At 60.0% G+C, this 21,029-nt stretch carries 20 protein-coding genes; 5 read left to right on the forward strand and 15 right to left on the reverse strand.

Annotated elements, in window-relative coordinates; translation table 11 throughout:
* Window positions 1-6: 6 nt before the first annotated feature.
* A complete protein-coding gene (locus ACV8MC_RS01610) occupies window positions 7-549 on the reverse strand; it encodes a YaeQ family protein (protein WP_007908961.1) in 543 nt (180 codons plus the stop codon).
* Between the two features lie 146 nt (window positions 550-695).
* Between ACV8MC_RS01610 and ACV8MC_RS01615 the strand changes: the two genes are divergently transcribed.
* On the forward strand, window positions 696-1,895 hold the full coding sequence (locus ACV8MC_RS01615) for a CaiB/BaiF CoA transferase family protein (protein WP_041478190.1): 1,200 nt from the start codon (window positions 696-698) through the stop codon (window positions 1,893-1,895).
* Between the two features lie 220 nt (window positions 1,896-2,115).
* On the opposite strand, the gene ACV8MC_RS01620 is transcribed toward ACV8MC_RS01615, so the two are convergent.
* The 7 genes from ACV8MC_RS01620 to xerD form a co-directional block, all read right to left on the reverse strand.
* On the reverse strand, window positions 2,116-2,397 hold the full coding sequence (locus ACV8MC_RS01620) for a DUF3509 domain-containing protein (RefSeq protein ID WP_016771530.1): 282 nt from the start codon (window positions 2,395-2,397) through the stop codon (window positions 2,116-2,118).
* A 162-nt stretch (window positions 2,398-2,559) separates the two neighbouring features.
* Entirely contained in the window at window positions 2,560-2,967 is a 408-nt protein-coding gene (locus tag ACV8MC_RS01625; RefSeq protein ID WP_041478191.1) for a response regulator, read from the reverse strand.
* 117 nt (window positions 2,968-3,084) lie between these two features.
* Window positions 3,085-4,458, reverse strand: a complete 1,374-nt coding sequence (locus ACV8MC_RS01630) for a transporter substrate-binding domain-containing protein (protein ID WP_056783127.1) — start codon at window positions 4,456-4,458, stop codon at window positions 3,085-3,087.
* 120 nt (window positions 4,459-4,578) lie between these two features.
* Window positions 4,579-5,988, reverse strand: coding sequence for a threonine synthase (thrC, locus tag ACV8MC_RS01635; RefSeq protein WP_024011723.1), 1,410 nt, complete (start codon window positions 5,986-5,988; stop codon window positions 4,579-4,581).
* 106 nt (window positions 5,989-6,094) lie between these two features.
* A complete protein-coding gene (locus ACV8MC_RS01640) occupies window positions 6,095-7,399 on the reverse strand; it encodes a homoserine dehydrogenase (RefSeq protein ID WP_024011722.1) in 1,305 nt (434 codons plus the stop codon).
* Window positions 7,400-7,530: 131 nt separating this feature from the next.
* Entirely contained in the window at window positions 7,531-8,262 is a 732-nt protein-coding gene (gene dsbC / locus ACV8MC_RS01645) for a bifunctional protein-disulfide isomerase/oxidoreductase DsbC (protein WP_016771534.1), read from the reverse strand.
* Between the two features lie 366 nt (window positions 8,263-8,628).
* A complete protein-coding gene (gene xerD, locus ACV8MC_RS01650; RefSeq protein ID WP_150636241.1) occupies window positions 8,629-9,525 on the reverse strand; it encodes a site-specific tyrosine recombinase XerD in 897 nt (298 codons plus the stop codon).
* Between the two features lie 108 nt (window positions 9,526-9,633).
* On the opposite strand from xerD, the gene ACV8MC_RS01655 reads away from it, so the two are divergent.
* On the forward strand, window positions 9,634-11,442 hold the full coding sequence (locus ACV8MC_RS01655; RefSeq protein ID WP_315435705.1) for a sodium:proton antiporter: 1,809 nt from the start codon (window positions 9,634-9,636) through the stop codon (window positions 11,440-11,442).
* Between the two features lie 166 nt (window positions 11,443-11,608).
* Here the strand turns inward: ACV8MC_RS01655 and rplS are convergent, their stop codons facing one another.
* From rplS to ffh, 5 genes are all read right to left on the reverse strand, one after another.
* Window positions 11,609-11,959 (reverse strand): 50S ribosomal protein L19, encoded by a 351-nt coding sequence (rplS, locus tag ACV8MC_RS01660; RefSeq protein WP_041478196.1) that lies wholly within the window; start codon window positions 11,957-11,959, stop codon window positions 11,609-11,611.
* A gap of 45 nt (window positions 11,960-12,004) precedes the next feature.
* Complete coding sequence (gene trmD, locus ACV8MC_RS01665; protein ID WP_231507574.1) at window positions 12,005-12,715, reverse strand: tRNA (guanosine(37)-N1)-methyltransferase TrmD; 711 nt, start codon at window positions 12,713-12,715, stop codon at window positions 12,005-12,007.
* A gap of 44 nt (window positions 12,716-12,759) precedes the next feature.
* Entirely contained in the window at window positions 12,760-13,296 is a 537-nt protein-coding gene (rimM, locus tag ACV8MC_RS01670; RefSeq protein ID WP_016771538.1) for a ribosome maturation factor RimM, read from the reverse strand.
* 5 nt (window positions 13,297-13,301) lie between these two features.
* Entirely contained in the window at window positions 13,302-13,553 is a 252-nt protein-coding gene (rpsP, locus tag ACV8MC_RS01675) for a 30S ribosomal protein S16 (RefSeq protein ID WP_003185073.1), read from the reverse strand.
* A 261-nt stretch (window positions 13,554-13,814) separates the two neighbouring features.
* Window positions 13,815-15,191, reverse strand: a complete 1,377-nt coding sequence (gene ffh / locus ACV8MC_RS01680) for a signal recognition particle protein (RefSeq protein WP_007967791.1) — start codon at window positions 15,189-15,191, stop codon at window positions 13,815-13,817.
* A 210-nt stretch (window positions 15,192-15,401) separates the two neighbouring features.
* On the opposite strand from ffh, the gene ACV8MC_RS01685 reads away from it, so the two are divergent.
* The 3 genes from ACV8MC_RS01685 to ACV8MC_RS01695 all read left to right on the forward strand — a co-directional run bounded on the left by ACV8MC_RS01685 (window position 15,402) and on the right by ACV8MC_RS01695 (window position 19,052).
* On the forward strand, window positions 15,402-16,214 hold the full coding sequence (locus ACV8MC_RS01685; RefSeq protein ID WP_016771539.1) for a cytochrome C assembly family protein: 813 nt from the start codon (window positions 15,402-15,404) through the stop codon (window positions 16,212-16,214).
* A 12-nt stretch (window positions 16,215-16,226) separates the two neighbouring features.
* Window positions 16,227-17,468, forward strand: a complete 1,242-nt coding sequence (locus ACV8MC_RS01690) for a CNNM domain-containing protein (RefSeq protein WP_457264268.1) — start codon at window positions 16,227-16,229, stop codon at window positions 17,466-17,468.
* A 267-nt stretch (window positions 17,469-17,735) separates the two neighbouring features.
* Window positions 17,736-19,052, forward strand: a complete 1,317-nt coding sequence (locus ACV8MC_RS01695) for an MFS transporter (RefSeq protein WP_041478199.1) — start codon at window positions 17,736-17,738, stop codon at window positions 19,050-19,052.
* Window positions 19,053-19,150: 98 nt separating this feature from the next.
* On the opposite strand, the gene purT is transcribed toward ACV8MC_RS01695, so the two are convergent.
* Together purT and ACV8MC_RS01705 are read right to left on the reverse strand one after the other, a co-directional pair.
* Window positions 19,151-20,332, reverse strand: a complete 1,182-nt coding sequence (gene purT, locus ACV8MC_RS01700) for a formate-dependent phosphoribosylglycinamide formyltransferase (RefSeq protein ID WP_024011715.1) — start codon at window positions 20,330-20,332, stop codon at window positions 19,151-19,153.
* 100 nt (window positions 20,333-20,432) lie between these two features.
* The gene (locus ACV8MC_RS01705; protein WP_016771544.1) at window positions 20,433-20,900 is read right to left on the reverse strand and encodes a VUT family protein; all 468 of its coding nucleotides are present in this window, start codon (window positions 20,898-20,900) and stop codon (window positions 20,433-20,435) included.
* Window positions 20,901-21,029: the final 129 nt, after the last annotated feature.

Genomic DNA, 21,029 nt, shown 5'->3' on the forward strand with positions numbered 1-21,029 from the left:
GCGACCTCAGCCGCGCTCACCTTGCAGCCATTGCAACTGGACTTCGTGCTGACCGCGATCGTCGGTGACGAAGATCGTGCCTTCGCTGATCATCACGTCCCACTTGATGACGCGCGGCATGTCCTTGGCCAGGGTCTCCAGCACTTCTTGCGGGACGGCGGCGATGTTGACGTTTTTCAGGTTCTTGATCGCCGGGATCACCTTGGTTTCCCACACACGCAGGCTGCCGTAGGCCAGCAGGCTGGTGCGTTCGGTGCGGCGCGAGCACCAGGTCAGGCGATCGGCATCCGGCTGGCCGACTTCGATCCAGTGCAGGACACGGTCGTCCAGGCTCTTTTCCCACAAGGCCGGTTCATCCACGTCTGACAGACCACGGCCGAACGACAGCTGCTCGTTGTACCAGAGCGCGTAGGCCAGCAGCCGCACAGTCATGCGTTCTTCGGTCTCCGAAGGATGACGGGCGATAGTCTGCTTGACGCTTTCGTAGACGCTGCGGTCGAGGTCGGTGAGGTTCAGTTCGAATTTGTAGGTAGTGGACGGCTGGGCCATGAACGGGCTTCTTGATACGAGGAAAGTCGGCAAGTCTAACCGATGCCACAGGCAATCATCGAATTGATGGCAATCAAGCTGCGGCGTCTGACAGTCGGCTATGTTAAAACCCTGTATCCGCTCAGCCTTGTCCTACAGGATTTCGCATGCCGTTCACCAGCAAACCGCTCTCGGGTCTGAAAGTCATTGAATTGGGTACGTTGATTGCCGGGCCGTTTGCCTCGCGCATTTGCGGCGAATTCGGCGCCGAAGTGATCAAGATCGAATCGCCGGACGGCGGCGATCCCCTGCGCAAATGGCGCAAGTTGTACGAAGGCACCTCGTTGTGGTGGTTTGTCCAGGCGCGCAACAAGAAGTCGCTGACCCTCAATCTGAAACACCCCGACGGTTTGGCGATCCTGAAACAACTGCTGGGCGAAGCCGACATCCTCATCGAGAATTTCCGCCCCGGCGTCCTGGAAAAACTCGGTCTGAGCTGGGAAACCCTGCACGCACTGAACCCGAAACTGGTGATGGTGCGCCTCTCCGGTTTCGGTCAGACCGGGCCGATGAAGGACCAGCCAGGTTTCGGTGCGGTCGGCGAATCCATGGGTGGCCTGCGGTACATCACCGGTTTCGAAGATCGGCCACCGGTGCGCACCGGGATTTCCATCGGTGATTCGATTGCCGCGCTGTGGGGCGTGATCGGTGCGTTGATGGCGCTGCGTCATCGCGAGGTCAACGGCGGGCTGGGCCAAGTGGTCGACGTTGCGCTGTATGAAGCTATCTTCGCGATGATGGAAAGCATGGTGCCGGAGTTCGACGTGTTCGGTTTCATCCGCGAGCGCAGCGGCAACATCATGCCGGGCATCACGCCCTCTTCGATCCACACCAGCGCCGACGGCAAGCATGTGCAAATCGGCGCCAATGGTGATGCAATCTTCAAACGCTTCATGCTCGTGATTGGCCGCGCAGATCTTGCCAACGACCCGGTGCTGGCCAGTAACGACGGGCGTGACAGTCGCCGGGACGAGTTGTATGGCGTGATTGATCGCTGGGTCAATTCCTTACCGCTGCAGACCGTTCTCGACTTGCTCAATCAGGCCGACGTACCGGTCAGCCGGATCTTCAGCGCCGAGGACATGTTCAACGATCCGCAATACCTGGCGCGGGAGATGTTCCTGCATGCCAAGCTGCCGGACGGCAAGGATTTCAAGATGCCCGGCATCGTGCCGAAGCTGTCGGAAACGCCGGGCTCGTCCGAATGGGTCGGACCGCAGCTTGGCGAACACAATGCGCAGGTGCTTGGCGATCTGGGCTACGACGCGGCGCAAATCGCTCGGCTGCGCGAAGACGGGGCCATTTGAGCAACGCTGGAGGTTTGGTTTTCGAGCAAAAAGCTGTGCACAGGGCAAACGCCGGGCAAAAGAAACCCCGAGAAGTGGGGAGACAACTCGGGGTTAAACGGGGTCTGCTTCGAGACCCGTAGCAGCAAGCGACAAGCACCGGAGCACAATGCTTGATCCTGCTGTTATGGGGTCTGACTGACAGGTATGCAGGAAGGTTCCCACAAAAAATATTTCATCTTTACAGGGCCGGACGCTTGTCCAGAGCTGCATTGCGCAACGCCGCAATGACGCAGGGTTCCAGCCGCCCTTCGGCGATCATCACGTCACGGTGCAGGCCGTCCACCACGTCGGTCAGCAAGCGCTTGTCGCTCAACTGGGCCTGATTGAATTCGCGTTCCACCACAATGGCGCCGCTGCTGTTCTTCAGCGTCACCAGACATTCACCATGGCTGCCGCGAGGGGTCAGCGTCACCTGATACGGGCTCAGAGCCTCACCGAGCAATAGACTGATACTTTCCATCTCGATCTCCACTCAATAGTCCGAAAACACAGTGCCTGGGGCGTGTTCACATTAAATGACCACCGGCCCGAGAAGAAAGTTCTGCCTGTCACGTTCCGACCTTGCAGGACCGTGTCTGACAGAGCATGCATGGCGAAGATGACAGAAAAATATTCGCCGGTATCAGGCCTCGATGAGTGCCTGCGCAGTGATCAGATAACTGTCCAGCAGACCTCGCATCAACACCGCCGAAACCGGTGTCTGCAGACGCCCCAGCAGGCGCAGGCGTTGTTGCCGAAGCACCGGCTCCAGGTCACTCAACAAACTCTGCGCGACCGAGCCCAGCAGAATCAGGGCACGCGCCTCATGGTGCGCCGCCAGGTGATGAATCAATGCCAACCCATCGCCACCTTTGAGCTGCGGATCGCAAATGGCGATATCGACCGCACCGCGATGCCCCAGTGAAGACAGGGCTGACGCCAGCGACGGCGCGGTCAATACGTCGTAGATGCCGATGGCATTGAGCATTTGATGCAATGCCATCAGCTGGAACGGGTTGGGTTCAAGAATCAGGACTTTAAGCGAGCGCATGGGCGACCTCTGGAGCGATCATCGCGGACTCTCACCGCAGGTGTCGTTCACTCTAGGGCAGGCGTCTTAAGCCTCCCATCAGAAAAGTAGCCGCGTCTTGCAGGACATTTCCCTTCTTTACTGCAGACAGCGGCACCCGCTCTCGGTCCGACGCTGGGTGATGTCGGTCCAGCCGCCCAACAAGCCGCGCAATTTGCCGTCGCCGCTGTAAAACGGCACGGTCCACTGATAAACCTCGCGAGGCCCGCCCTTGAACAGCAGTTGGCGTTTGCTGAAGCGCGACTTGCGGGTTTGCAACTGGGCGATGAATTCGTCGTGGAGCATCCGCGCGGTGGTTTCCGGAAACGCATCGACTTCGATCAGCAAGCGTCCCTGCATCTGGTCCTGGCGCACCGACAGCGCTTCCTCGTAACTGCGATTGCAGATGATCAAACGCCCGTGCAGATCACGGACAAACACCGGATCCGGCATCGAATCGATCAGGGCATGCTGAAAGGCCAGTTGATCGCCCAACTCCTTTTCCGCCGCGCAGCGCAGCTTGATCACGGCCGCCAGGCGCCGGTTCCACACCAGCGACAGCATTCCGAAAACGCCGATTCCCCCCATCGCCCAGCATGCCCACTCGACCAGGCGCTTCCACACGGAGGGCACGGGCGGCGGCGAAACGCCTGCCAGCCACTTGAGACGAATCGCCCGCAACTCCGCAGCAGGGAAAGCTTCCAGCGCCTTGTTAAGAATACTCAGTAGTTGCGGCATGCCTTTTCGTACAGCCAGATGATCGGCTTCCCACTTGCCCTCTACCAGAGCACCGACCTTGAGCATGCCCAACGGATAGAGCTGCGCGCCGATTTCGTTTTCGATGGTTGCGTAGGCTTCACCGCTCTCGACCAGCGCCCGCGCTTCGGCGTAGGTTTTCACCGAGCGTATTTCAATCGACGGATAATCGCGCCGAATCGCATCCTCCAGGGCATGACGGGCGGGCAGCACCAGAACGCGCTTCGCCAGTTGCTCGAAAGACTCCACCCTCGGGGCATTGGCATGTCCGACAAACACCCAGCCAGCCCCTCCGAAAGCATGACTGAAATCGAGAAACGCCTTGCGTTCATCGCTCATGGCCAACGTCGTACTGATGTCCGCGACCCCGCTTTGCAGGCGATCGAGCATATGGTCGGTAGAGAACGATTCCTGGTGCTCGAATTGCAGTCCGGTCATTGCGCTGACCCGCTTGAGCACATCGTTGTTCAGACCGCTCCACTGGCCGTGTTCGTCCTGAAACAGGTACAGCGGATATTGCACCGATGCCACCGTTACTCTGGGGTTGTCACGGATCCATTGCCGCTCGTGCGCATCCAGTTCGACAACCGGCACAGTGCCCGACGCATTGGCCTGATCGAGTGCCATCTGCGCTGCCACGCCGCTGTGCATCCATCCCAGCACCGCCAACAAAAACAACCAGCCCAGTGCCGGTTTCAAACCTCTGTAAAACAGCATTGCCATTTCCTTCGTGATCGACTCACCCGTCCTTCGTGGGTGAAAACCCGAGCAGTGTGGCAGCAGAAACAAAAAAGCCCGTCAGGAGACGGGCTTCAAAATGTGACAGCTTTTACTGGCTTAGAGTGGCTTGCCGCGGTTGCCATGCTGGCTGACAAAGGCTTGCACGGCTTTCAGGTCGTTTGGCAGAACCGTGCAACGCTCGTTTCGCTCAAACAAATCAGAAAGATGTGCAGGTAGTTCGAGCGCTTTTCCTACACCCGCTTTCTCCACTGCCTCAGGAAACTTGACCGGATGGGCAGTGCCCAGAATCACCATCGGGATATCCAGACTGCGACGGCATTCGCGCGCAGCTTTCACACCGATGGCAGTGTGCGGGTCGAGGACTTCACCGGTTTGCTCGTAGACGTCGGCGATGGTTTCGCAGGTCTGCGCATCGTCCACCGCCAGCGAATCGAACAGCTTGCGTGCTTCGGTCCAGCGTTCTTGTTCGACGCTGAAACTGCCGTCCTTTTTGAACGAGTCCATCAGGCCGGCAATCGCCGCACCGTTACGCCCGTGCAGGTCGAACAGCAGGCGCTCGAAGTTCGACGACACCATGATGTCCATCGACGGCGACAGCGTTGCGTGCAGGGTTTCCTTGACGTACTGGTTGCCGCTCATGAAGCGATGCAGGATGTCGTTGCGGTTGGTCGCCACGATCAACTGATTGATCGGCAGGCCCATGTTGCGCGCCAGGTAGCCGGCGAAGATGTCGCCGAAGTTGCCGGTCGGTACCGAGAACGACACCGAACGCGCCGGACCGCCCAACTGCAGGGACGCATGGAAGTAGTAAACGATCTGGGCCATGATCCGCGCCCAGTTGATCGAGTTCACCGCCACCAGACGCGTGCCTTTGAGGAAGCTCTGGTCGGCGAAGCTGTTCTTGACCATTTCCTGGCAGTCATCGAAGTTGCCTTCGATGGCGATGTTGTGGATGTTCTCGCCGAAGATTGTCGTCATCTGCCGACGCTGCACTTCAGACACTCGTTGGTGCGGATGCAGGATGAAGATATCGACGTTTTCGCAGTGCTTGCAGCCTTCGATGGCCGCAGAACCGGTATCACCAGAGGTGGCACCGACAATCACCACGCGCTCGCCGCGCTTTTCCAGCACGTAATCGAGCAGACGACCGAGCAGTTGCAGGGCGAAGTCCTTGAACGCCAGGGTCGGGCCATGGAACAGCTCCAGCACCCATTCATTACCGTTCAGCTGACGCAATGGCGCCACGGCGCTGTGCGCGAACACGCCGTAGGTTTCTTCGAGGATCTTCTTGAAATCGGCATCCGGGATGCTGCCGGTGACAAACGGGCGCATCACCCGGAAGGCCAGTTCGTGATAAGGCAGGCCAGCCCAGGAAGCGATCTCTTCCTGAGTGAAACGTGGCAGGTTTTCCGGGACGTACAGACCGCCATCGGTCGCCAGACCGGCCAGCAGGACCTCTTCGAAATTCAGGGCCGGGGCCTGGCCGCGAGTACTGATATATCGCATTTTTTTCAAACCTTCGGTTTGAGCTGCAAGCTGCAAGCTGCAAGTCGCAAGTAAAAGCCAGACTGCTTCTCTCTTGCCGCTTGCAGCTCGAAGCTTGCCGCTGCTTTTAGTTCAAATGTTCGACACGGATCCGTACAACCGGGCCGTCGACGCCAGCCAGTGCTTCCAGCGCGGTGATCGCATCGTTGATGCGCTGCTCGACCACGCGGTGGGTCAGCAGGATCATCGGCACCAGGCCGTCATGTTCTTCGACTTCCTTCTGCATGATCGATTCGATATTGATGCCGCGCTCCGACAGGATGCTCGCCACCTGAGCCAGTACGCCCGGGTGGTCCTTGGCGTGAATGCGCAGGTAGTAAGCGCTTTCGCAGGCTTCGATCGGCAGGATCGGATGCGCCGACAGCGAGTCCGGCTGGAAGGCCAGGTGCGGCACACGGTTTTCCGGGTCGGAAGTCATCGCGCGAACCACGTCGACCAGATCGGCGATCACCGACGAAGCGGTCGGCTCCATGCCAGCGCCGGCGCCATAGAACAGCGTCGAACCGGCCGCATCACCGTTGACCATGACGGCGTTCATCACGCCGTTGACGTTGGCGATCAGGCGATCGGCCGGAATCAGCGTCGGGTGCACGCGCAATTCGATGCCGGCGTCAGTGCTGCGCGCCACACCCAAGTGCTTGATGCGATAGCCCAGCGCTTCAGCGTAGTTGACGTCGGCAGTGGTCAGTTTGGTGATGCCTTCGGTGTACGCCTTGTCGAATTGCAGCGGAATACCGAAGGCGATAGACGCCAGAATGGTCAGCTTGTGCGCGGCATCGATGCCTTCGACGTCGAAGGTCGGATCGGCTTCGGCGTAACCCAGCGCTTGCGCTTCGGCGAGCACGTCTTCGAACGTACGACCTTTTTCGCGCATTTCGGTGAGGATGAAGTTGCCGGTGCCGTTGATGATCCCGGCAACCCAGTTGATGCGGTTGGCGGACAGGCCTTCGCGGATCGCCTTGATCACCGGAATGCCACCGGCCACCGCCGCTTCGAATGCCACGATCACGCCTTTCTCGCGTGCCTTGGCGAAAATCTCATTACCGTGAACGGCTATCAGCGCCTTGTTCGCGGTGACCACATGCTTGCCATTCTCGATGGCCTTGAGTACCAGCTCGCGGGCAACGGTGTAGCCGCCCATCAGCTCTATGACGATGTCGATCTCAGGGTTCGTGGCCACTTCGAAGACATCGTTGGTAATCGCAATACCGGTCGTCTGGAACTGAGGCTTTGGCGTGCGCGTGGCAATTTGCGCCACTTCGATTCCACGCCCGGCACGACGAGCAATTTCCTCGGCGTTGCGCTGAAGTACGTTGAAGGTACCGCCACCGACGGTCCCTAACCCACAGATGCCTACTTTGACCGGATTCACTGTGAACTCCCCATGAAACGGCCGACACAGGGTCGGCCGGAAAACAACCGCGTGCTCGCGGCTCTCTGTTGATGGCCCGGCGCTGCTGCTGCCGGACCACGATCGTCAACGGTTACCCGTGACGATGCGAATTACTTCGCGCCCAGTGCCAGTTTGGCGACTTGTGGCGCCGGCTGGTAGCCCGGAATGACCTGGCCGTCGGCCAAAACGATGGCCGGTGTACCGTTCACGCCGATCGACTGACCTAGCGCGAATTGCTTGGAAACCGGGTTATCGCACTTGGCGGCTTTGATTTCCTTGCCATCGACCATTTTGTCCATGGCGGCTTTCTTGTCTTTCGAGCACCAAACCGCTTGCAGCTGTTCGTCGCCAGGCGAATTCAGGCCCTGGCGCGGGAACGCCACGTAGCGCACTTCGATGCCGCGCTTGTTCAGCTCGGGCACTTCGGCATGCAGTTTGTGGCAGTACGGACAGGTGGTGTCGGTGAACACGGTGATGTGCGATTTGGTCTCGCCCACGGCCGGGTAGACCACGGTTTCGGCCACCGGGATGGCATTGATCAGTTTGGAAATGCCCAGGCGTTCGGTCTTCTCGGTCAGGTTGACCGGTTTGCCATTCGCGAGCTGGTACAGGTTGCCCTGCACGATGTACTGGCCATCGGCACTGGCGTACAGCACGCGGCTGCCTTTGAGTTTGACTTCGTACATGCCAGGCAACGGGCTGGCACTGATGCTTTCGACCGGAACCTCGAGTTCGAGTTTTTCCAGGCTTTGACGAATGGCTTTGTCAGCCGCGTCGTCGGCGACGGCAAAGGTGCTCACCAGCGCAATAGCGGCGGCGGCGAAAATCTGGGTCAGACGCATGAGTACTCCTGAGGGCGGGCCAATGAAACGATCAGAACGCCCGTGCGAAACACCGGGTCATAACCGTCCATCGTGCAAACCGGCAAAGCCTAACACATAAGGCCGCGAGGGCCGAATGCGCCTGTCGCCACACACTCATGTGCAACTGACACACCTTCATGCTTGTACAACTGACCCACAACCACATGTGGCTGACGCACATCATTGTGGCGAGGGGATTCATCCCCGCCGGGTTGCGAAGCAGCCCTAAACCATCCACCGCGATCTTTCAGTCAAAATCGAGCCAGCCGGGTTTGCGACTGCTGCGCAGCCGAACGGGGATAAATCCCCTCGCCACAGGTCAGTATTTCAACATTATGGGATGTGTCAGCCGCGTGGGTGGTGTTTGGCGTGAAGATCCTGCAATCGGGCGCGGGCGACATGGGTATAGATCTGCGTCGTAGAGAGGTCGCTGTGCCCGAGCAGCATCTGCACCACGCGCAAGTCCGCGCCATGGTTGAGCAGGTGCGTGGCAAATGCGTGGCGCAAGGTATGCGGCGACAGCGACTTGCTGATCCCGGCGACCTTGGCCTGATGCTTGATCCGATGCCAGAACGTCTGCCGGGTCATCTGCTCGCCGCGCTGGCTGGGGAACAGCACATCGCTGGGGCGGCCACCGAGTAATTCTTGACGGCCATCACGCATATAGCGCTCGACCCAGACAATCGCCTCCTCGCCCATCGGCACCAGACGCTCCTTGCTGCCCTTGCCCATCACCCGCAATACGCCCTGGCGCAGGTTGACCTGCTCCAGTGTCAGGCTGATCAGTTCGGTCACGCGCAGGCCACAGGCATACAGCACTTCCAGCATCGCGCGGTCACGCTGGCCGATGGCGTCACTCAGGTCCGGAGCCTTGAGCAGTGCTTCGACATCGGCTTCCGACAGCGATTTGGGCAACGGCCGGCCCAGTTGCGGCATGTCGACGCGCAACGTCGGGTCGACGCTGATCAGCTTTTCCCGCAGCAGATAGCGATAAAAGCCACGCACCCCGGAGAGAAATCTCGCGGTGGAGCGCGGCTTGTAGTTTTGCTCCAGCCGCCACGCCAGGTGATCGAGGATCAATTCGCGACCGGCATTGATCAGCTCGAGATTTTTCTCCTGCAACCAGCCGTTGAACAGCGCGAGGTCGCTGCGATAGGCGTCGCGGGTGTTGTCGGACAGGCCTTTCTCCAGCCATAAAGCGTCGAGGAATTGATCAATCAGCGGATGGTCGATGGCAGGCATGGGTGCTCGGGGCAGGCAGTTTTTAACACTGCGCGCAAATAGACAGTGAACGACGGGAATGGCCGCTAGTCTTTCATAGCCAGCCAGATCAAGGAACAGGGAGCATCAATGAACGAGCAGCAAATTCTCTTGGCATTTGGCGGGATCGGCGCGGCGGCGCTGGGTTGTCAGTGGCTGGCATGGCGCCTGAAGCTGCCGGCCATTCTGTTTCTGCTGCTGACCGGCATTCTGGCCGGCCCGGTGCTGGGTTGGCTCGACCCGCAGGAAATGTTCGGCCCGCTACTGATGCCACTGGTGTCGCTGGCAGTGGCGCTGATCCTGTTCGAAGGCAGCCTGACCCTGCATCTGTCGGAATGGAAAGAGATCGGCAGCGTCGTTCATCGACTGGTGACCCTCGGTGCGATTTCGACCTGGATCGTCATCGCGGTGGCCACGCACTTTCTGCTGGGCTTCGACTGGATGCTGGCGATTCTGTTTGGCAGCCTGACGCTGGTCACCGGTCCGACCGTAATCGTGCCGATGCTGCGGGTGGTGCGGCCAAAAGCCTCGATCGCCAACATCCTGCGCTGGGAAGGCATCGTCATCGATCCGATCGGCGCTCTGCTCGCCGTCGTGGTGTACAGCTTCATCATCGCCAGCGCTGAAGGGCATGGCCTCAAGCAAAGTCTTCTCACCTTCGGCGGGGTGATCCTCTGCGGCGCCGTGTTTGGTGTCGTCGGTGGCTGGCTGCTGGGGACGGTGATCCGGCGTCAGTGGCTGCCGGAATACTTGCATAACCTGGCCTCGCTGGCAGCGGTGCTGGCAATCTTCATCGGTGCCAACCAAGTGATGCATGAGTCCGGCCTGCTGGCGGTGACGCTGATGGGCATGTGGCTGGCCAACATGAAAGGCGTGGACGTGCGGCACATCTTGCACTTCAAGGAAAACCTCAGCGTGTTGCTGATTTCCGGACTGTTCATCCTGCTCGCGGCGCGCCTGGACCTGAACGCGTTGATCGGTCTGGGACCGCTGGTGTTGATTCTGCTGCTGGTGATCCAGTTGATCGCTCGCCCATTGAATGTTTTGCTCAGCACCGCCGGTTCCAGTCTCAGCTGGCGTGAACGGGCGTTGCTGTGCTGGATCGCGCCACGCGGGATCGTCGCAGCGGCTGTCTCGGCGATTTTCGCGATCCGCCTGGATGAATCCGGACATGAAGGCGCCCTGCTGCTGGTGCCGCTGACCTTTGCGGTGATCATCGGTACCGTGGTTTTGCAAAGCGCAACGGCGCGACCGCTGGCACGGCTGTTAAAGGTCGCCGAACCGGCGCCGAGCGGTTTTCTGATCGTTGGAGCCAATAGCCCGGCCCGCGCATTGGGCAAGTCGCTGCAGCAACTGGGCAGTCGCGTACTGCTGACCGATTCGAGCTGGGAGAATATCCGCGCGGCACGCATGGAAGGCTTGCCGACTTATTTCGGCAACCCGGCGTCGCAGCATGCTGACGCGCATCTGGACCTGGTGGGGTTGGGGCATTTGCTGGCGCTGTCACCGTCGGGCGAGCTGAACACATTGGCGGCGATGCGCTTTCGTCATGACTTCGGTCATCAGCGCCTGTTCGGTCTGGCCAGCGGCCATGAAAGCCGCCGCAGCGATAAACATCGGGCGAGCCTGGAACACCGGGGCAATCAGTTGGGCAGTGAGGCACTGACCTATTCGAAACTGGCCGGCCAGATGGGCCAGGGTGCCGAGCTGTACAGCACAACCCTGACGGATGGGTTTGGCTGGGATGATTACCGGGCGCTGCACGGCAATCGCGCAACGTTGCTGTTCATGCGTGATGACAGCGGCTGGGTGCATGTGGTGACGCCGGAAACGGCGCTGAAGCCTGGGGCTGGATGGACGGTGCTGGCGTTGATTCAACCAGAAGGTTCCAGCGCCTGACGGATCGATTCGCGAGCAGGCTCGCTCCCACTCTATTCCTGTGGGAGCGAGCCTGCTCGCGAAGGCCGCGACTGGGTCACGGACAGACTGAAGATCTTGGCAGCACAAATCCCGGGCAACAAAAAAGCAGCCCGTAGGCTGCTTTTTTCTGCATCGGAAGCTGGGCTTAAGCCAGTTTTTCCTTGATGCGGGCTGCTTTACCCGACAGGTCGCGCAGGTAGTACAGCTTGGCTTTACGTACGTCACCGCGACGTTTAACAGCCATGCTGTCGATCTGCGGGGAGTAGGTCTGGAAAGTACGTTCTACGCCAACACCGTTGGAGATTTTACGAACGGTGAACGCACTGTTCACGCCGCGGTTACGCTTGGCGATTACAACGCCTTCGAACGCTTGCAGACGGGAACGATCGCCTTCCTTCACTTTCACCTGAACGACAATAGTGTCGCCTGGGGCGAAGGTAGGGATTTCTTTGCTCATCTGCTCTGCTTCGAGTGCAAGGATGATTTTGTTGGTCATGCTGTGCTCCTAAGGTAAATCGTTCGATCTACCATCGATACGTTGTTAACTATCGTCCCGCTCGCGGATGTATTCCTCGAGCAGCTTCTTCTCTTCTCCAGAAAGCGAGCGGCTTTCCAGAAGATCGGCGCGTCGTTCATAGGTCCGACCAAGGGACTGCTGTAAACGCCAACGCCGGATATGCGCGTGATTGCCACTCAGCAACACGTCGGGAACACGCTGATCCGCATACACCTCCGGTCGGGTGTAGTGCGGGCAATCCAGCAGACCATCCGTAAAGGAATCTTCCTCAGCGGAATCCGCATGCCCTAAAGCTCCAGGCAGCAGTCGTGTAACCGCATCGATCAGGACCATGGCCGGCAGCTCGCCGCCAGACAGTACATAGTCGCCAATCGACCACTCTTCATCGACATGAGCCTCAATAAAGCGCTCGTCAATGCCTTCGTAGCGGCCGGCAATCAGGATCAATGCATCCGATTGTGCCAGCTCGCGTACCGCCGACTGAGTCAGTTGACGGCCTTGGGGGGACAGGTAAATCACCTTCGCCGCCTCCCCGGCTGCTGCCTTGGCCTGAGCCAGCGCATCTTCCAGGGGCTTGATCTTCATCACCATGCCCGGACCACCGCCAAACGGGCGATCGTCCACAGTGTGATGCCGATCCGTCGTGTAATCTCGCGGATTCCAACAGGTCAGCTGCAAGAGCCCCTGTTTGACCGCACGACTGGTGATGCCGTAATCGCCAATGGCGGAAAACATCTCGGGAAACAAACTGATCACTTCTACGCGCAAGTTAGCCACGTTCAGAAGTCCGCGTCCCAATCCACCTTCATCTCGCCCGCTTCCAGGTCGACGGCCAACACGCATTGCTCCGTATAGGGCAACAGGCGTTCGCGATCATCCAGGCTGCCAGCGCAAGGCTTGACGACCATTACATCATTGGCGCCGGTTTCCAGAAGATGATCGATTTTCCCGAGCAGTTGCCCGAGGGTGTCGATGACCTTCAGACCTTCCAGCTGGTACCAGTAGTACTCGCCTTCGGTCAATTCAGCGAACAGGTTGCGCGGCACGCAGATCTCATAACCGGCCAGAAGACGAGCTTCTTCACGATCATCGAGACCCTTGAGCTTGGCGACCAGGAACTTGTCGCTCCCGCGTCCACTGACCAGCTCGACCTGTTTGACATTGCCTTCGCGCTTGAGCGTCCAGGTTTTGTACTGCAACAGGTTTTCAGTCGGATCAGTAAAGGAATAAACCTTCACTTCGCCGCGAACGCCATGAACAGAATAAATTTTGCCAATAACGATCAAATCATCGGCAGGGGCTGGCGTCGCGTTCATATTGCTCAGGCCGCAGCCTTGGCAGATTCCTTCAACAACTGAGCAACGCGCTCAGAAGGTTGTGCACCAACGCTCAGCCAGTAGGCAACGCGCTCTTGGTTCACGGACAGACGGATTTCCTGACCACGGGCAACAGGGTTGAAGAAACCAACCTGTTCTTTGTGGGAGCCGTCACGCGGGTTACGCGAGTCGGTTACGGTCAGGTGGTAAAACGGGCGCTTTTTGGAGCCGCCAAGGGCAAGACGGATTGTTAGCATGTGAACATCGTTCCTGTAGTCGGTGCTGCAAATCTAAATGCACAGCGGGCATGGGTGCCCGAAAGGCCGCATATTCTAAGGAATATCCGGACTTTTGCAAATGACTTTTTCCGGCGCCCATGGCATGCCGTGCAGATTTGCATAGAGAGCCGTCGTTAAAAACGGCCAGTCAGCTCCCGCCGAGTGCGGGTTTGCTGTTGATCCTGCGTCCTTGCAGGGTCTGCGCCGGTGCGACGACCGGCGAAGTCTTGGTGTCCTGTCTCACATTTTCGGCATGCCACCGCCGGGCAACATACCGCCCATGCCGCGCATCATTTTCGCCATACCGCCCTTGGCGGTGAATTTCTTCATCATCTTCTGCATCTGCTTGTGCTGCTTGATCAAGCGACCGATGTCCTGCACCTGCGTGCCGGAACCCATGGCGATCCGGCGCTTGCGCGAACCGCTGATCAGCTCAGGGTCGCGGCGCTCGGCCGGGGTCATGGAATTGATGATGGCTTCCATCTGTTTGAATTGCTTTTCTGCGGCGTTCTGAGCATTGCCCATCTGCGACAGGTTGACGCCGCCGATGCTCGGCAGTTTGTCCATGAGGCCGCCGAGGCCGCCCATGTTCTTCATCTGTTGCAGCTGATCGCGGAAGTCTTCGAGGTCGAAGCCCTTGCCCTTTTTCAGCTTCTTGGCCAGTTTGTCGGCCTTGTCCTTGTCGAGGGTCGCTTCGGCCTGTTCGATCAGGCTGAGCACGTCGCCCATGCCGAGGATTCGCGAGGCGATACGCTCAGGATGGAACGGATCGAGCGCTTCGCTCTTCTCGCCCATACCGATGAACTTTATCGGCTTGCCGGTGATGGCGCGCACCGACAGCGCGGCACCGCCACGGGCGTCGCCGTCGACCTTGGTCAGGATTACGCCGGTCAGCGGCAGCGCATCGCCGAAGGCCTTGGCCGTGTTGGCGGCGTCCTGACCGGTCATGGCGTCGACCACGAACAGGGTTTCGACCGGGTTGATCGCGGCGTGCAGCGCCTTGATCTCGCCCATCATCTCTTCGTCGATGTGCAGACGACCGGCGGTGTCGACGATGACCACGTCGATGAATTTCAGTTTGGCTTCTTTAATAGCCGCATTGGCGATGTCGACCGGCTTCTGGCTCAGGTCGGACGGGAAGAACGTCACGCCGATGTCGTTGGCCAGGGTTTCCAGCTGCTTGATCGCGGCCGGACGGTAAATGTCCGCAGACACGACCATGACCGACTTCTTCTTGCGCTCTTTAAGGAAGCGCGCCAGCTTACCGGCAGTGGTGGTTTTACCCGCGCCCTGCAGACCGGCCATCAGAATCACGGCTGGCGGAACGGCACTCAGGTTGAGGTCTTCGTTGGCCGCGCCCATCAGGCTTTCGAGTTCGGCCTGGACGATCTTCACGAACGCCTGGCCCGGCGTCAGGCTGCGCGACACCTCGGTGCCAACAGCGCGCTCCTTGACCGAATTGACGAAGTCCTTGACCACCGGCAGTGCGACGTCAGCTTCGAGCAACGCCATGCGCACTTCACGCAGGGTGTCTTTGATATTGTCCTCGGTCAGCTTGGCCTTGCCGGTGACATGGCGCAGCGTCTGCGAGAGACGGTCGGTTAAGTTTTCAAACATTGCGCGATCCTTTCAGGCCCTGTACGAACCGGGATAATGGCGGCCCAGACCGGAATCAACATGTGCTCGGCGAGCCTGCGGCGTGGGCAGGTCGCGGATTATAGCGAAGACTGCGGCCGGCGGACACCTCGCTGTCAGCTTGCGGAGTCTTTCGTGCCGTGCCGGTTCTATGCCAAACTCAGCGCCTTTCGGGCTCGCCTAACAGGATTTATGCTCCCCTTGTCACCCAGTTTGCTGACCACCCTCGCCGCCGCCCTGCTCTATGCCGCTGCGACCGTCTATCAAAGCACTCGCCTGGCCACCGGCGCCAAGGCGAACAAGCGCCTGCTGGTCAGCCTCGGCGTCTTCGCCGTGCTCGCCCACGGCGCCAGCCTGCTTACTCATCTATTGACCCCGATCGGCCTCGGCCTGGACTTCTTCAGCGCGTCCAGCCTTATCGCCGCTGCGGTGATTGCCCTGACTCTGCTGGCCTGTTCGCGGATCCCGGTGGAAAACCTGCTGGTGCTCCTGTTCCCGCTCGGTGCGATCACGGTATTGCTGGCGCAGTTCGCGCCGACCGGCACAGTGCAGATCATCGACGAAGAGCCGGGCATTCTCGCGCACATTCTACTGTCGATCCTCGCCTACGGCATGTTCACCATCGCCGTGTTCCAGGCGTTGCTGCTGCTGGTTCAGGACCATCAGCTCAAGCACAAGCACCCGTCCGGGCTGATCAAGAACTTCCCGCCCCTGCAAACCATGGAAAGCCTGCTGTTCGGCTTTCTCTGGGCCGGCTGGACGCTGCTGTCGCTGTCGCTGATTTCCGGTTGGCTGTTCGTTGAGAATCTGTTCGCCCAGCATCTGGTGCACAAGACCCTGCTGGCCTGTCTGGCATGGATCGTCTTCAGCGTGCTGCTGTGGGGTCGCAACCGACTGGGCTGGCGCGGCCACAAGGCGATTCGCTGGACCCTCGCCGGTTTCTGCCTGCTGATGCTGGCGTACTTCGGCAGCAAACTGGTTCGTGAATACATACTGCACATCTGACGGGCGGCATAAATGGACGGTTTGCCCATAGGGCCGATGCTCGCGGTATTTGTCCTGCTGATCTTATGGTCAGGGCTGTTTACCGCCGTCGAAATCGCGCAGCAGCACCTGCTCGCGCAACGGATCGCCTCACGCGCCAGCGACAAGCCGCTGGCGAAGCTGAGCTTCCCGCTCGACAGCCTGATCCTCTGCAACACCCTGTGCCGCGCCCTGGCAGTGATCATCGCGACGCTGCTGGCGATTTTTCTCTGCGAAGAAAATGGCCCGTGGGCGGCCTGCCTGGGCGCCGGTGCCATCCTGCTGGTGTTCGCCGATTATTTCCCGCGCACGGTGGCCCGGCGCTATCCGGATGCCGTGCTGGCGTTCGGCAATGCCCTGCTGACCGTGCCGATGAAAATCGTCTACCCGTTCGCGTGGCTGTTCAGCCGGGTCAGCGCTTTGTTGATGACCCCGTTCACGCGCAAGGCTCAGGTGGTGCAACAGAGCGAGGACGAGTTGCCGGCCGATCACGATGATGATCCCGAACATCCGGTCCGCGCCCACCCGGTGTCGGGCATTCATGCGCTGGACAACATCACGGTCAACGACATTCTGGTGCCGCGCAGTGACGTCGACGGCATCAACCTCGACGATTCGATCGAAGAGATCATCGAGCAACTGCGCGAGAACAAGCGCACGCGTCTGCCGGTGTTTCACAGTGACATCAATCAGGTCGAAGCGGTGCTCAACACTCGCCAGATCGGCCATTTGCTGAGCAACGGTGGATTGACCCGCGAGGCACTGCTGGCCGCCAGCTACGAGCCCTACTTCGTCCCGGAAAGCACGCCGCTGCAACTGCAACTGCTGAACTTCCACAAGCAGCAACGCCGTCTCGGCATGGTCGTGGACGAGTACGGGGAAGTGCTGGGCATCGTCACCCTTGAAGACATTCTCGAAGAAATCGTCGGCGAATTCGAAAGCGAGCACAGCCTCGACAATCCGCACATTCATCCCCAGGCCGACGGTCGCATGGTGATCGATGGCGCCGCGTCGATCCGCGACCTGAACAAGTGCCTGGGCTGGCACCTGCCGAGCGACGGGCCGAAGACCCTGAACGGCCTGGTCACCGAAGCGCTGGAAACCATTCCGGAAAGCGCGGTGTGCCTGAAGATCGGGCGTTATCGACTGGAAATCCTCGAGACCGAGGAGAACCGGGTGAGCAAGGTGCTGATCTGGCTGACCTCATCGGTGCCTGCTCTGGTGCCTGCTCGATAGAAGATCAAAAGATCGCAGCCTTCGGCAGCTCCTACCCTGCGATCTTTTGCGCTTGTTTGATCGTTAGCCCCCTTCCTATAATCGAGGCGCTTACCCAAGCGCCGTCGATCCCTGTGCCTACCCGGCACTGCCCGGATCCTGACTGTTTCCGCTGCAAACCGACGACTGTTCCTACTCGAAACAGCGCTCGCGCCCTACCCCACATCCCTGGGTGTTCGACCATAATAATTCGCTCCACTGGAGCTCATGACTGTCAGGGATCACCGCATGACGACCCATACCGCTTACAGCGAAACCGCGCCTGCCCAGCCGACCAATTCCGCCACCCGCGTGGCCACGGCAAGCTTCATCGGCACCGCCATCGAGTTCTACGACTTCTACGTTTATGCCACTGCTGCGGCGCTGGTGATCGGTCCGGTGTTCTTTCCGCAGACCTCCGGCACGGCGCAGATGCTTTCGGCGTTTCTCACTTTCGGCATTGCCTTCCTCGCCCGACCACTGGGTTCGGCATTGTTTGGCCACTTCGGCGACCGTATCGGCCGTAAATCGACGCTGGTCGCCTCGCTGCTGTTGATGGGCGTGTGCACCACCTTGATTGGCGTGTTGCCGGGCTACGACAGCATTGGTGCCTGGGCGCCGATTCTGCTGTGCGTGCTGCGCTTCGGCCAGGGCCTGGGCCTTGGCGGCGAATGGGGCGGTGCGGCGCTGCTGGCCACGGAAAACGCGCCGAAGGGCAAACGCGCCTGGTTCGGCATGTTCCCGCAGCTCGGGCCATCGATTGGTTTTCTTGCAGCCAACGGCCTGTTCCTGACCCTGGCGATGACCCTGGATGATGAACAGTTCCGCAGCTGGGGGTGGCGCATTCCGTTTCTGCTCAGCGCGGCGCTGGTGATGGTCGGCCTGTATGTGCGCCTGAAATTGCATGAAACGCCAGTGTTCGCCAATGCGATCGCCCGTCAGGAGCGAGTGAAAGTGCCGCTGGTCGAGTTGTTCAGCCAATACTGGGCGCCGACCTTGCTCGGTGCGGCGGCGATGGTGGTGTGCTATGCGCTGTTCTATATCTCGACGGTGTTTTCCCTGAGCTACGGCGTGGCCACGCTGGGTTACAGCCGCGAAACGTTCCTCGGCCTGCTGTGCTTTGCCGTGTTGTTCATGGCCGCCGCGACGCCATTGTCAGCCTGGGCCAGCGACCGTTACGGGCGCAAACCGGTGCTGATCATCGGTGGCGTGCTGGCGATTCTGTCCGGATTCCTGATGGAGCCATTGCTGACGCAGGGCTCGACCTGGGGCGTGGCGCTGTTTCTGTGCATCGAGTTGTTTTTGATGGGCGTGACATTCGCACCGATGGGCGCGCTGTTGCCTGAGCTGTTTCCGACCCACGTGCGTTATACCGGCGCATCAGCGGCGTACAACCTGGGCGGCATCGTCGGGGCCTCGGCGGCGCCGTTCTTTGCGCAGAAACTGGTGGCGATGGGCGGGTTGAGCTATGTCGGCGGGTATGTGTCGGCGGCAGCGGTGTTGAGCCTGATCGCGGTGTTGTGTTTGAAGGAGACACGCAATAACGATCTGAATCAGGTTGCCTGACAGAAGATCAAGAGCTTCGCGAGCAGGCTCGCTCCCACAGGGAAATGCATTCCAAATGTGGGAGCGAGCCTGCTCGCGAATAGCTGCCGCGACCCGGTTTACAGCTCTACAACAACCGCCTGCGACGCACGGGTCGCCTTGGCGCGAGCAGCCTCGATCGACTCATCCCGCGCCAGCGCCACGCCCATGCGGCGCTGACCGTTCACTTCCGGCTTGCCGAACAGACGCAGCGCGGTATCCGGCTCGCTCAACGCAGCGCCCAGATTGGCGAATGCGGTCTGGGTCGACTGGCCTTCCACCAGAATCACTGCCGACGCCGACGGGCCAAACTGACGGATCAGCGGTACCGGCAGGCCGAGAATAGCGCGGGCGTGCAGAGCGAATTGCGACAGGTCCTGGGAAATCAGCGTCACCAGCCCGGTGTCATGCGGCCGTGGCGAGACTTCGCTGAACCACACCTGGTCGCCCTTGATGAACAGCTCGACGCCGAACAGACCACGACCTCCCAGCGCCTCAGTCACAGCTTTGGCAACGCGCTCGGATTCAGCCAGAGCAATCGGGCTCATGGCCTGCGGCTGCCAGGATTCCTGATAGTCGCCCTTCTCCTGACGGTGACCGACCGGTGCACAGAACGTGGTGCCGCCAATGTGGCGCACGGTCAGCAAGGTGATTTCGTAATCGAAATCGATGAAGCCTTCGATGATCACCCGACCTTTGCCGGCGCGACCGCCCTCTTGCGCGTAATCCCAGGCTTTTTGCACATCATCGGCGCTACGCAGCAGGCTCTGACCCTTGCCCGAGGAACTCATTACCGGCTTGACCACGCAGGGGAAACCCAGGTCCTGAACGGCTTTGCTGTAGTCCTCGAAGGTGTCGGCAAAGTGGTACGGCGAGGTCGGCAGGTCCAGCTCTTCGGCAGCCAGACGACGAATACCTTCGCGGTTCATGGTCAGTTGCGCCGCACGCGCGGTCGGAATCACGGTGAAGCCTTCGGCTTCCAGCTCGACCAGCGTGGCGGTGGCGATGGCTTCGATTTCCGGCACGATGAAGTGCGGCTTCTCGGCTTCGATGACTGCACGCAGGGCGGCGCCGTCGAGCATGTTGATCACGTGGCTGCGATGGGCGACTTGCATGGCCGGCGCGTTGGCGTAGCGGTCGACGGCAATCACTTCAACGCCCAGGCGCTGCAGTTCGATTACCACTTCCTTGCCCAACTCACCACAGCCACACAGCAATACGCGGGTCGCGGTTGGCGACAATGGAGTTCCGATACGGGTCATCTCAGGTCCTCAAAGGAAGCGGATCATCGAGGAAAGCCACGCAGGTGTGCTTTCCATGGGGAGAAAGCGCGGCATTTTACATGAACCCGAGGGTTTGGCTTCAGCTGGCGACAGCCTGTTTGCGATCACGCCAGGCCATGATCAGCCAGACGGCGGTGACGCCGGCGAACTTCGAGGCCAGCGCGGTGATGATCACCGGCGGCGTCAAGGCGTCGATCATGCCGAAAAAGATGAAGGTATCCAGCGGAATGCTCAGCGCCGAACTGATCCACAGACGATCGCGCAATGGCCGCTTGGTGATGCTGAACACCAGCCAGTCGATGCACTCGGAGACCGCGAACGCCGTGGCGCTGGCCAGCGCGATGGAAGGGTCGGAGGTAATGTAGGAAAGCACCAGCGCCGCCAGCATCGCCACGATCGCGCCATGACCGAAGCGCGTTTGCACCATGTCGCGCAGCACGAACACCAGCCCGCCCCAGGCCGACCAGATGATGTCCAGGTGCGGTGCGGTGGAAAAGGCGAAGTTGATCAGCACGACGCTGCTGATGTAGGCGATGAGGAAGATCATGGAGGCGGCCTGTCGATTTGGCGCACAGGTTACTTGAGCGCTGGTATTGCGCCAATAGGTGCGGTCACAGGCCCGACGTCTTCGCGAGCAGGCTCGCTCCCACAGTGGAACGCATTTTCAAGGTGGGAG

It is taken from the genome of Pseudomonas sp. PK-RTE-24 (assembly GCF_054052265.1).